General features: G+C 65.1%; 18 protein-coding genes and 1 pseudogene. 11 read left to right on the top strand and 8 right to left on the bottom strand.

Features of this window, described 5'->3' with window-relative positions; genetic code table 11:
- Positions 1-338 (bottom strand): hypothetical protein (locus ACWEKS_RS47145; protein ID WP_452346213.1); only part of this gene is annotated, 338 nt, incomplete at its 3' end.
- Between the two features lie 400 nt (positions 339-738).
- Between ACWEKS_RS47145 and ACWEKS_RS47140 the strand changes: the two genes are divergently transcribed.
- From ACWEKS_RS47140 to ACWEKS_RS47120, 5 genes are all read left to right on the top strand, one after another.
- On the top strand, positions 739-1,071 hold the full coding sequence (locus ACWEKS_RS47140) for a hypothetical protein (protein ID WP_452346212.1): 333 nt from the start codon (positions 739-741) through the stop codon (positions 1,069-1,071).
- Positions 1,072-1,473: 402 nt separating this feature from the next.
- Positions 1,474-2,349, top strand: a complete 876-nt coding sequence (locus tag ACWEKS_RS47135) for a ParA family protein (protein WP_452346211.1) — start codon at positions 1,474-1,476, stop codon at positions 2,347-2,349.
- Positions 2,350-3,216 (top strand): hypothetical protein, encoded by an 867-nt coding sequence (locus tag ACWEKS_RS47130; RefSeq protein ID WP_452346210.1) that lies wholly within the window; start codon positions 2,350-2,352, stop codon positions 3,214-3,216.
- Between the two features lie 166 nt (positions 3,217-3,382).
- The gene (locus ACWEKS_RS47125; protein WP_452346214.1) at positions 3,383-3,745 is read left to right on the top strand and encodes a helix-turn-helix domain-containing protein; all 363 of its coding nucleotides are present in this window, start codon (positions 3,383-3,385) and stop codon (positions 3,743-3,745) included.
- Positions 3,746-3,993: 248 nt separating this feature from the next.
- The gene (locus ACWEKS_RS47120; protein ID WP_452346209.1) at positions 3,994-4,341 is read left to right on the top strand and encodes a histone-like nucleoid-structuring protein Lsr2; all 348 of its coding nucleotides are present in this window, start codon (positions 3,994-3,996) and stop codon (positions 4,339-4,341) included.
- A gap of 736 nt (positions 4,342-5,077) precedes the next feature.
- On the opposite strand, the gene ACWEKS_RS47115 is transcribed toward ACWEKS_RS47120, so the two are convergent.
- The 4 genes from ACWEKS_RS47115 to ACWEKS_RS47100 all read right to left on the bottom strand — a co-directional run bounded on the left by ACWEKS_RS47115 (position 5,078) and on the right by ACWEKS_RS47100 (position 7,207).
- Positions 5,078-5,416: a hypothetical protein gene (locus tag ACWEKS_RS47115; RefSeq protein ID WP_452346208.1), complete on the bottom strand. Its 339-nt coding sequence runs from the start codon at positions 5,414-5,416 to the stop codon at positions 5,078-5,080.
- Positions 5,417-5,872: 456 nt separating this feature from the next.
- Positions 5,873-6,379: a Zn-ribbon domain-containing OB-fold protein gene (locus tag ACWEKS_RS47110; RefSeq protein ID WP_452346207.1), complete on the bottom strand. Its 507-nt coding sequence runs from the start codon at positions 6,377-6,379 to the stop codon at positions 5,873-5,875.
- A gap of 139 nt (positions 6,380-6,518) precedes the next feature.
- Positions 6,519-6,707, bottom strand: coding sequence for a hypothetical protein (locus tag ACWEKS_RS47105; protein WP_452346206.1), 189 nt, complete (start codon positions 6,705-6,707; stop codon positions 6,519-6,521).
- 254 nt (positions 6,708-6,961) lie between these two features.
- Positions 6,962-7,207 (bottom strand): SbtR family transcriptional regulator, encoded by a 246-nt coding sequence (locus ACWEKS_RS47100; protein WP_452346205.1) that lies wholly within the window; start codon positions 7,205-7,207, stop codon positions 6,962-6,964.
- Between the two features lie 514 nt (positions 7,208-7,721).
- On the opposite strand from ACWEKS_RS47100, the gene ACWEKS_RS47095 reads away from it, so the two are divergent.
- Together ACWEKS_RS47095 and ACWEKS_RS47090 are read left to right on the top strand one after the other, a co-directional pair.
- Positions 7,722-9,002 carry an ATP-binding protein gene (locus ACWEKS_RS47095; RefSeq protein WP_452346204.1) on the top strand — a complete coding sequence of 427 codons (1,281 nt, stop codon included), beginning with the start codon at positions 7,722-7,724 and terminating at the stop codon, positions 9,000-9,002.
- Between the two features lie 617 nt (positions 9,003-9,619).
- On the top strand, positions 9,620-9,871 hold the full coding sequence (locus ACWEKS_RS47090) for a hypothetical protein (protein WP_452346203.1): 252 nt from the start codon (positions 9,620-9,622) through the stop codon (positions 9,869-9,871).
- Between the two features lie 342 nt (positions 9,872-10,213).
- Here the strand turns inward: ACWEKS_RS47090 and ACWEKS_RS47085 are convergent, their stop codons facing one another.
- Positions 10,214-10,483 carry a hypothetical protein gene (locus tag ACWEKS_RS47085; protein ID WP_452346202.1) on the bottom strand — a complete coding sequence of 90 codons (270 nt, stop codon included), beginning with the start codon at positions 10,481-10,483 and terminating at the stop codon, positions 10,214-10,216.
- Here ACWEKS_RS47085 and ACWEKS_RS47080 point away from each other — a divergent pair.
- Entirely contained in the window at positions 10,469-10,723 is a 255-nt protein-coding gene (locus tag ACWEKS_RS47080; RefSeq protein WP_452346201.1) for a hypothetical protein, read from the top strand. The two genes, ACWEKS_RS47085 and ACWEKS_RS47080, sit on opposite strands and share 15 nt — an antisense overlap.
- 80 nt (positions 10,724-10,803) lie before the next feature.
- On the opposite strand, the gene ACWEKS_RS47075 is transcribed toward ACWEKS_RS47080, so the two are convergent.
- Positions 10,804-11,061, bottom strand: a complete 258-nt coding sequence (locus tag ACWEKS_RS47075; protein ID WP_452346200.1) for a hypothetical protein — start codon at positions 11,059-11,061, stop codon at positions 10,804-10,806.
- A 423-nt stretch (positions 11,062-11,484) separates the two neighbouring features.
- Entirely contained in the window at positions 11,485-11,742 is a 258-nt protein-coding gene (locus ACWEKS_RS47070) for a hypothetical protein (protein WP_452346199.1), read from the bottom strand.
- Positions 11,743-11,766: 24 nt separating this feature from the next.
- On the opposite strand from ACWEKS_RS47070, the gene ACWEKS_RS47065 reads away from it, so the two are divergent.
- From ACWEKS_RS47065 to ACWEKS_RS47055, 3 genes and pseudogenes are all read left to right on the top strand, one after another.
- Positions 11,767-11,967 (top strand): hypothetical protein, encoded by a 201-nt coding sequence (locus ACWEKS_RS47065; protein WP_452346198.1) that lies wholly within the window; start codon positions 11,767-11,769, stop codon positions 11,965-11,967.
- Positions 11,968-12,221: 254 nt separating this feature from the next.
- Positions 12,222-12,917 carry a hypothetical protein gene (locus ACWEKS_RS47060; RefSeq protein ID WP_452346197.1) on the top strand — a complete coding sequence of 232 codons (696 nt, stop codon included), beginning with the start codon at positions 12,222-12,224 and terminating at the stop codon, positions 12,915-12,917.
- Between the two features lie 191 nt (positions 12,918-13,108).
- A pseudogene (locus ACWEKS_RS47055) lies at positions 13,109-13,384 on the top strand (acetyl-CoA C-acyltransferase); the annotation flags it as partial.
- Between the last annotated feature and the right edge of the window lie 83 nt (positions 13,385-13,467).

Genomic DNA, 13,467 nt, shown 5'->3' with positions numbered 1-13,467 from the left:
CCGCGCCCGATGCCGCAGACCGTGAGCGGAGTCGAGCCCAGGCGCTCGCCGATCGCGCGGAGCAAGACCTCCAGCACACTGCGGTGGGCGGCGCCGTCGAGGGTGTCGCTGGTGCCCAGCGACACCAGGATCAAATCGGCGCCGGCGGCGCGCAGCGCTTCGCGGAACGAGTATCCCGGGCTGTCGAGTTGCCGGGCGAAGGCGCCGGGATCGGCGCCGGTCATGTCCGAGTCGCCCACCAGGATGAACGGTGCTCTCAGGCCGCCGTCCTGGGCGGGAAACACTGCTGCGCTGCCGAGCTCTAGGGGCCAGTTACTGGCTGGTGCCACAGTCATCATCGTCGAACTCCTCACGTCGTCGGGAAGGTCCGGAGAAGAACCGAACTTGCAACAGGCAACCCCCGCAGGAACAAACCCACACGGGGTAGTTGGTCGGCAAGCCTAAAGGCGCCACCGGCCAGCTGGTGCCACAGCAAGGCGTGTCGACCAGGGCACCCCCGTCGACCCTGATGGACATTGACACCGACACCGCCTCCCTTCTTGATTCACGCTCGCGCGCTCGGCCGTACAGGTTCGCTTGTCGGACGTGACTGGCTCAAGCCTTACGCAGCGATGATCGACCAAACCTTCGCGCTGCTCGCCCAGCGAATCACCGACCATCTACCACCCGGCCGGCCGAGTGTTTCCAGGCTCGTGGACAGGTTCTACGACTGCCGTCCAAGCCACAGAGCTGGCGCGGGTGATAGTCGAACGTCTCGACCTCGATTACTCGCAGGCCATCGAAGTACTTCTCTCACGGTTACGTCAGATCGGCGCCGACGAGCTCGCCGACATGGTGACCAAACGAGTTATCGACCATGTACTCCGTGATCGCCCTCGCTACGCAAGCAGCCTCCTGGAAGCACTCGGCGCAGCCTCCACACCACTCCTGGCCCGTGTCAAGCAACTCCTTCCCGCCGCGGGACTGTTCCCGCTGTTCACCGAATTCGACAACAACCGCCGCCGCTACCGCTTCGGCCGGGATCACAACGGACGCCCCGCTCGCCGGTGGGACTGGAACGACCTGCAGTAGAGACGAACACTCGCCGCCATAAGGCCATGCCATTGATCGACGAGGCCATCGAGATTCCGACGCCGCTGGCATGACAGCTCCCGGTTCGATTCGAGCAGCGTCTCGCCGTAGCATGAGACGCCGCTCCAGCACCTCACCCGCTGGTGACCGGAACCCAAATCAGACTGACGGATAGCGACATCGCCGATGCGGCAGGCCATGTGGCTCGGGCGGGGACTATATGATCCCTCTGTCGCTGCCGGGTCGGCTCGGTAGTGATTTCGCGGCGGGCGCCGGTTTGTCCCCCATGGGGGACAGCGCATTCCGGTCCGAGCCGGCACACGGTCGCTTCCTCTACCCCGAGCATGCGACCGCGGGCACGGACTCGCCACAGCAGCACGGCATTGGGAAAGGACTGGGCACATGGCGGCGCAACCCACCGTATTCGGCAACCACAAAGGCGGCGTCGGCAAGACGCAAGCCCTCACCCTGACCGCGGCCGAACTCGCCAAGCGAACCACCTCCGCGGGCCATCCTCGGCGCGTGCTGTGCATCGACATGGACCCGCAAGGCAACCTGACCCGCCGCATGGGCTACCTCGAGGAACAGATCGAGCAACGCCCATCCATGGCCGAGGTCATCCAAACCGCCTCCCCCGAGGTGCTGCAGGCCAGCCTGCTGCCATGCCAGTGGGAGGGGGACTGGGCTGACAACATCACCCTGGCCCCATCACGTATCGAACTGGAGAACCGGGTCCCCGAGGCCGGCATCCCCGGCTCGCATCTGCGTCTGCGCACCGCCCTGACTCCCCTGCTCGGTCAGTTCGACGACGTCCTCATCGATGTCGCGCCCACCCTCGGGCATCTGCTGCACCTGACCTTGGCATCCCGCGAGCCGGTCGCCGGTGGTCACGGCGTCAACGTCATCGCGGTCATGACCCCCGACTACGACGGGTTACGGGGCGCGCGCCGTCTCGACGCCATGATCAACGACCCGCACTATCAGCTGTCGCTGACGATGCGGGCCCGCCTGATCGGGGTGATCATCAACAAGGTCCGCACCGGCGTCTCGACCCACAAGACCCGTACCGAGGAAGCAACCGCCACGTGGGGTGACGCGGTATGGACCCCGAACCTGGCGCTCTCGGCCGGCGCCGAGCGCGCGGTCGAGTTCTCCGAACCGCCTCAGTCCGCCGACGATTCCAAAACCCGCATCGCCATGCAAATGGCCGCCGAGGCCTATGTCGACAACTATCTCGCCGCGATCGGCGAGACCGAGCTGCAGAAGGTGACGAACTAAATGGGCCGCCGAGAAATCCCGAAGGTCGAAGGCACGACTGTCGTCCTCGAACGGGGAGTTGCCGGGGGAGACGGTGCCCCCGCACACGTCCCCGCGGGCACCCCGCCGTCCGCCGCGGCGCAGGTGGTGGCGGCCCCCGTGGCGGCCGAGATTCCCGAGCCGTACGACCAGCCCGACGTCACCGGCGAGCTCACCGCCCGAGAGCGCGACGACCTCGCCGCCTGCGAGGCCGCCCTCGACGTGCTGCGGGTCGCGTTCTGGCGGGCCGGCAAGGCGTTGAAGGTGATCTCCGCGGCGCGCCTGTACCGGGAAACCCACGCCACGTTCGAGGAGTACCTGGTCGACCGCTGGCAGATGCAGACCTCTCAGGCATACCGGCTCATCAGCTCCGCCGTCGTCGCCGAGCCCATCGCTTTGTCCCCCATGGGGGACAAAATCAACGAGCGTCAGGTACGCGAGCTGATGCCGCTAGCCGACCGCCACGGCGACCAGGCCGCCACCGAGCTGTATCTGACCCTGGCCCAAGAGGCCGCCGCCAACGGCACCGGCCCCAAGGTCACCGCGGCGCTCGTGCAGAAGGCGGTCGCCGCCACAGTCGCGGCCCTGCCGGCCGGGACCGAATGGAACCGCGACACCGCCGTCGAGGTAGTTCGCACCGTCCTCGGACTCGCCGGCGAACCAGCCGACAAGGAGGACGAGGAAGAGCCGCGGTCATGGTTCGCCACCGAAGGCAACCGTGTCGCCACCCTGGCCGATAAGGTCGAGAAGCGCGCGCAGAAACATCCTGACGAGGCTCGCGCGTTCGCGGCCGCGCTCATTGAGCACGCCCGCCGCATCGAGAAGGCCGTAGGCAAGCCTGCACAGTAGCGGACGGGTCACCTGACAGCCGGGGGAGTCGAGCCCGTCCGTCACGGATTAGCTGGCCGGCAGACCGATCCGGGTCGTGGAGTAGCCGACATCCCGGCGACGCCTCGTCCAGGTCGCTCCCTCGCTGTCGAAGGTGACGTCCGCGCGGTGACTACCGTGCCCCACCATCAGTTGCCATGGACACCGAAAACGAGATCGACGCAGGCCCGAACGGCCCCGCACTGAGGATCGAATAGTCCAAGTCGGTGCACCGATATGCGGCCGACATGTCCAAAAGGACCGGCAGCCCTACCAGCGGCCACGGCCCAAAGATGCTGTACTGCATAGCCATTGCGCTGATGAACATGTCCGACGAGCACGGCAAGGGCATCTGTCCGGGGCACATGACCTTGCCGACCAACTCGGCCTACCGCAACCCGACGTATCCCGATCTGTACAACGCCTGCTCAGGGTCGGGTTCCTGCGGCAAACCCCTAAGAACTACAAGCTGAGCAAAGCCCAGCGCATCGAATCACGTTATGCCAGCTAGCAGCCCGGCATTCGGGAGGGATCACACATAGTCGGGTGAAGGAGTCGTCACCTGTGCGAGTCCGTTGAACGGAAATTCAGTCCGTCACAGGCAAATTCAGCGATATCTCCCACGAACCCGCCATGATTTTGGGCTCACGGCCACGAAGGAGGTGCCAACTCATTTCCGCGCTGTAATGTCGCTGAGATCGGGGTGGAATGCGGGCGCCGCCCGTTGCCCCGAGCACGTCACACACGGAAGGGCAGTCCATGGCGAAGAAGGTCACCGTAATTCTGGTAGACGACTACGACGGCGTATCGACGGCCGACGAGACCGTCTTCTTCTCGATCGACGGCAACGACTTCGAGATCGACCTGTCGAACAAGAACGCCGCCACGCTGCGGGAGGCCCTGGAACCGTGGACCGATAAGGCCCGCAAGCTGAGCCGTTCCAAGCGCAGCGGCAAGGTGGCCGCGGGCGGGCGGGCTCGTCCGGCGGTGGAGCGGCAGGAGAGCACTGCGATTCGTGATTGGGCGCGCGCTCAGGGGCGCCAGGTTGCCTCGCGCGGTCGTATCCCGGCCGAGATCGTCGAGGCTTATCAGCGCGCCAAGAACTAGTCGGCGCGGATCGCGGGGGAGGCGAGGACCCGCAGACATCGGCTTCTGACCGTTGAGCCTCGGGGCCTCGCTCACAGCAGTCGCTGGTAGTGATCGCCGAAATCGACCTCGCGGTTCGCAGCCGGTAGCTGTCTCGGAAGCCATGGGCAACATGGGATGTCCACTATCCCGATGCGGATGGTTCGCCCCGACTCCCGGGCGACGACATCACCGACAACTGCCGGATCCGGCTGTCAGGACCCCAATCTCGTCGCCGCCGATTCACGCGAACCCGGCTGTGCCGATCCGCACGGCGTTGCTTTCCGATGGCCGCGGCGATCGGTAGGACAGCATCAATTCCACCTCTGCCTTGGTGATACGCAGCGCCGGAGTTTCTGGCCACTGCGTGATCGAAAGCTCATACAACTGGCCGACTTCCCCGCACGTTCCGAGCGTTGCACCAACCGGCAGCACCGCCGGATAACGCTACGTCGCCGTCGATTTGGTGGTCGGTGCCGCCGATTTCCAGCGGTTTCGGCTGCGGTACGGGCTCAGCGCCCGCTGACGGGGCCGCGACCACGGCGGGCGTAAACATCGTGGCGAGACCCCATGGTTCGGTCCACCGAAATCATAGGGTCAGGTCAGGCGGACCAGCAAGCTGCATCTGGCGTGTGATCAGGGCTGCCGGGTGCTGTCGGTGCTGGCCGCGGCCGGTCAAGCTGGTGACAGTCCGCATAGTGTTGGGGTTCAGGGTTGTTCAGGTCGAGCGGCGCTGGCGCTGGGCAAGCAAGTGCAGGATGACGTCGCGGGGCACGGAATCATCGGCGGACGCCTCCACCATGACCCATTCCGAGACCAGTTCTTCGACGCTGGCGCCGGCATGCGCGGCACGGGCCTGAAGCCGTTGCAGCACCGGCCACGGCAGTTTCAGGCTTACGTCCTGGGTCATCACCAGATCGTTGGGATCCTCAAGGCAGGGCACGTCCACTAGCGCGCCGTTCGGGTCTGGTGTGAAGCTGTCGATGTCGAAGTCGGGCCCGTAAGCGTCGACCAGCGCGGTGTACAGCGCGGCCGCGTTATCCTTCGAGCGGCTCATCGGTCTCGGCCTCCCATCGTGTGAACTCATCCAGATTATCGCCGACCAACTCGCCAACGGCGATCACGATCGACCCGGACGGCGCGACCTCTCGAACTGCCACGAGAATCGGTCGACCGGAATCTGTCCAGCGTGCAATCGGTGTAACTGTTAGTTCATGCCCCGTCGAGGGACGCGCCCAGCGGCGACGCGCAGGTCCAGGTGTGCGGCAACTTGTCGGTTCCCTCAGGGCGCTCGTCGCAGGCAACGTCCTGGGGGACCCTGCAGGTACCTGTCGGTGCTTACTTTGCATGTCCGTGATCGGGAAGTGGTCGTGGCGCAGCCGGTACTGCTGTCGATCCGGTGCGAGCAACCACACTGCCTCCGCACCCTCGGACACATCCTGGCAACTGCCTCTATCCGGTTGATTGTGCGATCGCATGCTCGCAGATCGGTCGCACACGCAGGGGTGCGGAATCAGCGCCGATTTTCCGAGTCTCGCGGATCGGCACTGACTGTGAAGACCGGGAGCCCGTGTGCCCAGGGGCGCGGCTGGAATCGCACGCGCACCGGCCCGATCGGGAGGAGAGGGACGTCTCCCTCGATGGAGGTGTAGATCCACGGGCCCTCGTCGAGTTCCACAATGGCGATCGTTAACGGCACCCGCTCCACGTGCCTGTCTATCCCGGCACGATCCATCAGGCGCCACGACACGATCGAACCGACGCCAGCCGAGGGCACCCACTCCAGATCCGGCGACGCGCACAATGAACACGCGCCGGTTAGCGGCCCAAATAGCCTGTCGCAGTCCACGCAATGCTGGATCATCAACCTATCTGCCGGTCGTTCGCTATCGTCGCTGATATTCCCTGCGTCCTCTGGGCTGTGACTGTTCATGGAAACCTCGAAGAAACGGTGCTGGTGAGTTCGCACCAGCGTCGTCTCGCCGGGTAGCCCCCGCAGCGGCAGAACGGCCGGAGGCATACCTGTTTTCTTCTCTCAGCCCAAGACTGATCCTGCGGCCTCGTGGGACGTGTTCTGCAGTTTTTGCGCGCAATGCAGGGTGTGGAGCCGTCGGGCGCTCGCACCGCGGTGTCGCTGCTGTAGGGCAGGCTGAGGTCGGCTAGCACAGCATCGTGATCCTGTTCGAGGCCGTGCAGGAAAGGATCGAGCTCTCCAAGTGCTGATCACGGACCGGCTTGATCCATGAGTCGAGGTCGCCGCCGCGACGTACGGTCATGATCGCGACGAATTCATCGATGAGCCTGGCCAGGTCGGTCATCTGTTGGCAGGCGGCCAGAAGTTCGTTCACGTGGGTCCCTCGCCCGGTGGGCAGATCAGAGGGCCAGGCCGGATCGGCTCACTCGGGTGTACCCGATCCGGAAGCCAGCGCAGCTGTCCGCTGCTGGTTGATCTGACGTGCTGTCATCGTTCTAACGCGCGTGTGCACCTTCTGACGTTAACTTGCCGCCGGTTTATTTGGCTCGCAACTCGCGAGTCTGCGGGTCTGCGTGCGCTGTCGGTGGCGGTGTCCGGGGGAGTTCGGCCCACACCAGGAACACCAGCCTATGCTGATTCGGCCGCTGCACGTAACCCATTGAGCGTCAAGGTGATCAAGCGATCGGTCTGATCGGGATCGGCGTGCTCATTTGTCCAGGCTGCCGCGTTGATGAGCGTGAACAGATCGGCGGCGGTCGCATCGGGACCGAGAGCTGCCGACCGGCCGGCGCGGTCGATGAGCGCCGCGCCTATGCCGTTCATCCGCAGGCAGGATGCGTGCAGTTCGCATCGCCGCCCAGTTATCCGAGGCACTCGGCCGGACCGTGTCCTACATCGACCAGCACCCAACGGATTTCGTAGAGAGCCTTATCACCCAGGGCCTGTCCGCCCAGTTCGCCTGCGACGTGGCCACACTGTATGCCGACGTCGCGGGCGGATCTCTCGCTGGCACCACGTCGGCTGTACGCGATCTCACCGGCCGGCCAGGCCGGCCACCACCTTTGCCGAGTTCCTGGCCCGTGAGCGGGATGTATTGCACCAATAGCCACCACAGCACCACGAATGAGCCTGGAGCCTCGCAACGACATACTCGCACGGGTTACGTCAACGATCCGGTAAGAAGCACAGCGCAACGATGCGCCCCAGACATGACGCACCGGTGCTCACACCCAGCCCCTGCGTCACAAGAATGGCAATACATGAGATCGATCGACAACGGACAGCAGCTGCCGTAGGAGCCGCATGAGCTGGGCTCGTTGTTCGCGCGTGGCGGTGTTGTCGGCGTTGCGGGGAGAATGGTAGTCCGCGATCGGGTGAGGTGGTGGTCATGGCTCTGTGGCGATTACGCGACTTCCGAGAGGGCGATCTTGACCAAGCGCTTCGGATATGGGATCAGAACCGGCAGATCGACGATGCCACGCCGGTGGTTTCCATCTCCGAGGCAATGGCGGCGGTCCGGGGCGGTCAGGGCGGCGTCGTGGCCGTGGTCGGCGAGGAACTCGTCGGCATCGCGGTAGCGCAGGTCCACGGAGAGCGCGCCTGGGTGCTCCTGGTGGCCCTGGCAGGACAGTGGCGCGAGCGCGGGATCGGCAGCGCATTGCTCGCCGAGCTCGAGCGACGACTGCGTGCGCACGGGGTGCGCCGCATCAGCGCGCTGCTGCCCTCACACAGCACCGGAACCAAGGCCCTGGAGAATTCCGGTTACCTCGCTCGTGGCGACCTCACCTACTACGAACGGCCCGAGCCGTCGGGAGTGGCCGATTCGGACCTGCTCGCGCTGCTCGGAGGACGGATGCTGCCGGTGGGACTGTGGAACCAGATGGCCGGCATGGAGCCGGAGAAGCGGATCGTCGAACAGCGGATCGTGCTGCCGCTGGCGGAACCCGCCTTGTCCGAGCGGTACAACGTCGCCCCGCCGAAGGCGTTCATCCTGTTCGGTCCCCCCGGGACCGGCAAAACGAGCTTCGCCAAGGCGGTGGCTTCCCGACTGAAATGGCCTTTCGTAGAGTTGTTTCCCTCCCGGCTCGCCGCCGCCACCAGCGAGGGGCTGGCCGCGGCCCTGCGGGAGGCGTTCGCGGACCTCGCCGAACTGGAGGCGGTGCTGCTGTTCATCGACGAGGTCGAGGAGATCGCTGGTGTGCGTTCCGGGCAAGCAGTCGATCCCGGGCACGGGGTCACCAATGAGCTGCTCAAGCTGATCCCCGGATTCCGTGAGCACGATGACAGGCTGTTGGCCTGCGCCACCAACTCGGTCCGCTCCCTCGACCCGGCCTTCATGCGACCTGGCCGCTTCGACTACATCATCCCGATCGGCCCGCCGAACTCGGCCGCGCGCGCGGCAATCTGGTCCCGCTATCTCGGCTCCGCCGCCGAATCGGTGGATGTGGCCGCGCTGGTCGCGGCGAGTGAGCTGTTCACCCCTGCCGACATCGAGTTCGCTGCCCGCAAGGGCTCGCAAGCGGCCTTCGAGCGCGAGGTCAGCCGGCGACTGGGCAAACCGGCCAGCACCGACGACTACCTGGACGCCATCGCCAACACGCGACCGACGCTCACCACGCAGGCCATCGAGGAGTTCACCGAGGACATCGAGACCTACAGCCGCCTCTGACCGGGGAGGGACCATCCTCAACGGCATGCCACCGCATATCGCGCAACTGCTGTTGGGACACAAGGAAATAGCCACGATGATGGGCTAAAAGGCCGTCTATCCGGCCGGTGGGGAAGCTTCGTTGGCGCAACACAGACAGCAGGAGCGAGTCATGAAGTTCACCGTCCACACCAAACCCGGAGGCGTGCAGGGCTCCTGACTATGCCTGTTCAGCGCCTCGCGGTGGTCACCAGCGGGGACAGCGAGTCGCGCCTGGTCGAGGAGGCCACGTTGCTTGCGCAGTTCGGCGCGCTGCACGGCCAACGTCACGTCTCGTGGTCGAGGTGTTGTTTCACCCTGCCGGTGAAAGCGGCCCCAGATGGGGGGCGTGATGACAGACGCGAACATGAGCGCGGCGGACAATGCCCATCCGATCAGCGCCAAAGCGCGAAGCCCGATCTGGGTTCTGCCAACGGCCAGGATTCCCCGAAGAGCTGCCTGGCGGGTCTTCTGCCCTGCCTACTCCAAAGTGCTGCACGCAGAAATAGGTATGTCCTGGATCGATCGGCCGTCGCGGGTACCGGCCGTCGCAAAAGAGGCTGTAGGCACCGCAGCAGCCAATATCGGCAGGAGATCTCATGAGTTCACAGCGTTCGCGCCGGCTCACCACCTCTGACGCGAAGGTCGGGCGAGGCGAGGTGTCCATGCACTGCGGTTCGATCGTCTGCCTCGTCGGCACCGTGCTGGCCGAACAACACGAATGGATCGAAGGCACCGCTGCCTCGGCCTTGGCGTCCTGGCCCGCTCCGCGGTCCCATCACCACCGACGATCAGAAGGACACCACACCGGCAGAACTCACCGCCTGACCGACAACCGAATCGCGCGGTGACCACCCGAGTTATTGGACGACGCTCCGGGCGGCAAACGTTTCAGACCTGGTGAATCACGAAGGAGTACCTGAATGTATGGCGTAGCAACAGTTTACGAATGCGCTTTCGGAGGTGAAACGCAGCGGGGTTTGATGGATTCGGGACGTTGAGATCCAGGTCGGCGCCCTGCCCGGCGCCGGCCGCCGCGTTGGTCGGACGGTGAGCGGCCACGCGGAATGGAGGCAGTGCCGCCAGGTTATTCGCCACCCTGGTGGCACTGTTTCACCTTCAGCACATGACCTTCTACGGTGTTCGCAGTGCCGCGTGTAGTCCGGCCCGGCGGGGCATCGGCTGACGATGACTTAAGTGGTCACGGCGCCCACCCGGCGGCCGACCTGGCCGCGCGTCCGTTCCGTTTCGGTGACGTAATCGGCGAGAGCCCGGACGATGGCTACGGTTAAGGCAGTCGGCGGAGCTGCGGGTCGAGCGAATCGGGTCAACGGTCGTTGTTCCATGCGCTCGCGCGTGAGTACCTTGACCGCCACCACCCGGTCCAGCACAGACTCAACGTAGCGAAATACAATGCCGAAGCCGCCCCGGCCGATCTCCTCGGCATCATGCAGCCCGAGCACGCTCAGCTCCGCGACCTCACCAAGATCACGTTGCGCATTGAGTTGCGTATTGAACTGATCGGAATCAATCCTTGGTCGCCCGCAATTCACCGTTGCAGCGATCTCAGGCTACTCGACAAACCGGCAGTGACACATCAAGCGCCGCGAGACACCGATTGCCTAACAAACCTGGCCCGACGAAGCGGCAATCGAGGCGCGGTGGCTATCAAGCGCTGCCGCTTCGGCGGTGGCGCCGACTGATGCCCTGAATTGCCGTTCCGGGCAGACAGCCATTTATCTTCAGGTCGCGGGTCGCGTGCAATCCACTTGGTGCTTGCTTGCTAGGGGAGCATCCAGCGGCGTTCGCACGGCAGGCGTGGCAGCAGTACGGTGTCGACCCGGTCCACGATGACCGCGAAGCCTTCGCTGATGCAGGTGTCGTTGAAGGCGGCGGCGAATCGGCGCGCCGCGGTGGCGCAGGCCCGGTTGAACAGGTCCAACCCCATTGCAAGCCAGAAACGGACGCCGGTGACCTTCATCATCGGAATGGATCCGCACAATTCGCGGATCGGTTCTGGGCAGTCGGGCTGAAACGGCATCGGACGCCGCCTCGGGCACCGTCTGGTCCATGACGGTGAAACCGTGGTGGACGTGCTGGCGAAACTCTCGGCGCAGATGCGGGTCTTCGCCGCTGGCAACGGCCGCAAACCGACCCGGTCGCCGCCCACTCGGTCGCCCTGACCGCGCTGCGCGCCCCGAACCTGCGTCGGTCCAGCTCGATGCGGAACTGGTCGCACTCGGCCTGCTCGCCGACGGGCCGCAACGGATTCAGCATCGACCGAATCCGGGCCGACCGAATTCCGCACGAAACACCTACCACAGGCCCAGACCCGCTGCACCTGTGACTCGGGAACGGGTCGAGGCCGTCCACCAGTTGCGTGAGCAATGAAACCCGACTCCCCCGGGCGGTCTGTCACAGTGACGTATCCGGTGTGGGGCGCTGCCCAGCCGTCCAGTTGATGTCATGCGTATTCGTGCGCGCCCCGTAGGTGTCTGTGCAGGTGCACGCGCCCCAGTCGTCGGCGTCGAACATCGGGTGCTGTCCGTTGGCGGAACTCGCTGAGCGGCAGCGGCTTCAGGATACCGTCGGCGCGGTCGCGCAGGATCGACACGTCTTTGCCCAGCAGGGGAGGGGTGGCGTTCTCCTCGGCGTCCCATTCGAGATAGCGCGGGCGGTTCACCATCAGCAGCAGGTGCCACTGCGCCTGGCCGCCGTGCACGCATTGGATGGGGGACCGCGTGAGATGCCCGAATTCTATGGCGCGCAAGGACACTGCCCGGACGAGCCCTACCTCGTGACCGCACTGATAGATGCAACCGGGCTGGCCCCGGCATATCTGGTGGCGGTGACAACGTTGGTGGGTCTACTGGGCCTGATGAAGGCGAAGGAAACCCGCATTCAGCGCTGCGGTCTTGGCAAGGCCGGTCACCGCCGCCGGGTATGAGCCTGGTATCTGGCCCTGCGCGGCGTCCGGTCGTCATGGTCAATTCAGTACCGATTTCGACGACACCCAGTCCCTTCCCGAGTGAGCCACGCAGCAGAAATAGGTATGTCCTCGGCAGGTCGGCCGTCGCGGGTAACGCCTGTCGTACAGGACGCTATGGGCGACACCGTCCTTCGTGAGAAATGCAAACGTGACGTCGGGGTGGAAAACATCGCGCCGGCTTCCGAGGAGAAAATCGAGAGAAAGAATTAAGGATGAAAAAGTTCGTTGCGGTGGCTGCTGGTGTGGTCGCTGCGGTGGGGATCGCGTCCGGTTCGGCCGGTGCGCAACCCGCTGCAGATGGTGCGGTCGATTTCACCGCTCGCGCCACTGATACCCAGTCCCTCATCACCAGCGAGGCCGGTTCGATGGTCGTCGAGGACGGTGTGTTCAAGGTCAAGGCCGCGAACGGCACCGTGCTCACGAGTATGCCGCTGCGGTTCCGGGTCGATGATTTCGAGTTCCCGATCGCGGCGGATATCGCCGGCCGTTCTGCGACGTTGACGCCGCAGTACGACACGGCGCACGCAGTGTACAAGCCGGTGGCGTTGCCGTTCGAGGACAAAGCGCCGTGGAAGAGCGACTATGACCGTGAGCAGGCGGCGTGGTCGCGTTTGACCAGCACCATTTCCATGGGCGCGACCATCGGCACCGCGGTCGGTGGTATCGGCGGTGCCGCGCTGGGTTGCGTGCTCGGCGGAATCGCAGGTGCGACCGTCGCGGCGGCGACGATCGTCGGTTTGTTCGGTGCGTTCCTTCCGGCGGCGGCGGTCGGCTGTCTCGGCGGGATCATCGCCGTCGGTGCTCTGGGCACCGTGGCGGGTCAGTTGCTGGTGACCGCTCCGGTGGCGATCGGCGCCGCCATCCAGTACTTCACCACTATCAACCAGCCATCATTGCAGGCGAAGTAGATAGCGGTGAAGAAACCCGACGTCGAGTTTCGTCGGGGGACACCCGACCCGCCCGGCCACCCGACCGGGCGGGTCTTTCCTCGATCCGACATCAGCCCAATACTCGGGCCCCAACCTCAGCAAAGACCGCCACCATTCCTCATGGCAGGGCTCAAATTGTCTGCTAGACCCATCGAGCATGCTTCTGGAGTGTCGTGGCTGGCCCCGACTCCACCCTGCAGGACCAGCCCGCCAACGCCATCGCGAAAGCCTGTGCCAAGGAGGGTATTTCGCCCGCCGAGCTGGATCTGGTCGAGATCAACGAGGCGTTCGCGGCGGTCGGCATCGCCTCCACCCGCAAGCTGGGCATCGACCCGGACAAGGTCAATGTCAATGGTGGCGCCATCTCCATCGGCCACCCGCTGGGCATGTCGGGCGCCCGTATCGTGCTGCACCTGGCCCTCGAGCTGCGCCGCCGCCCGCGCGGGCGGCATCGATGGCGGCCTGCGACGACTCGTCCAGCTCGATCGGCACGACCATGCCGGGGAGCACGATCGGATCGGTCAGGAAC

This window comes from Nocardia sp. NPDC004711 (assembly GCF_053601595.1).
Note: the sequence above shows the minus strand (reverse complement) of the source record. Positions and strands in the feature narration are given on the sequence as shown.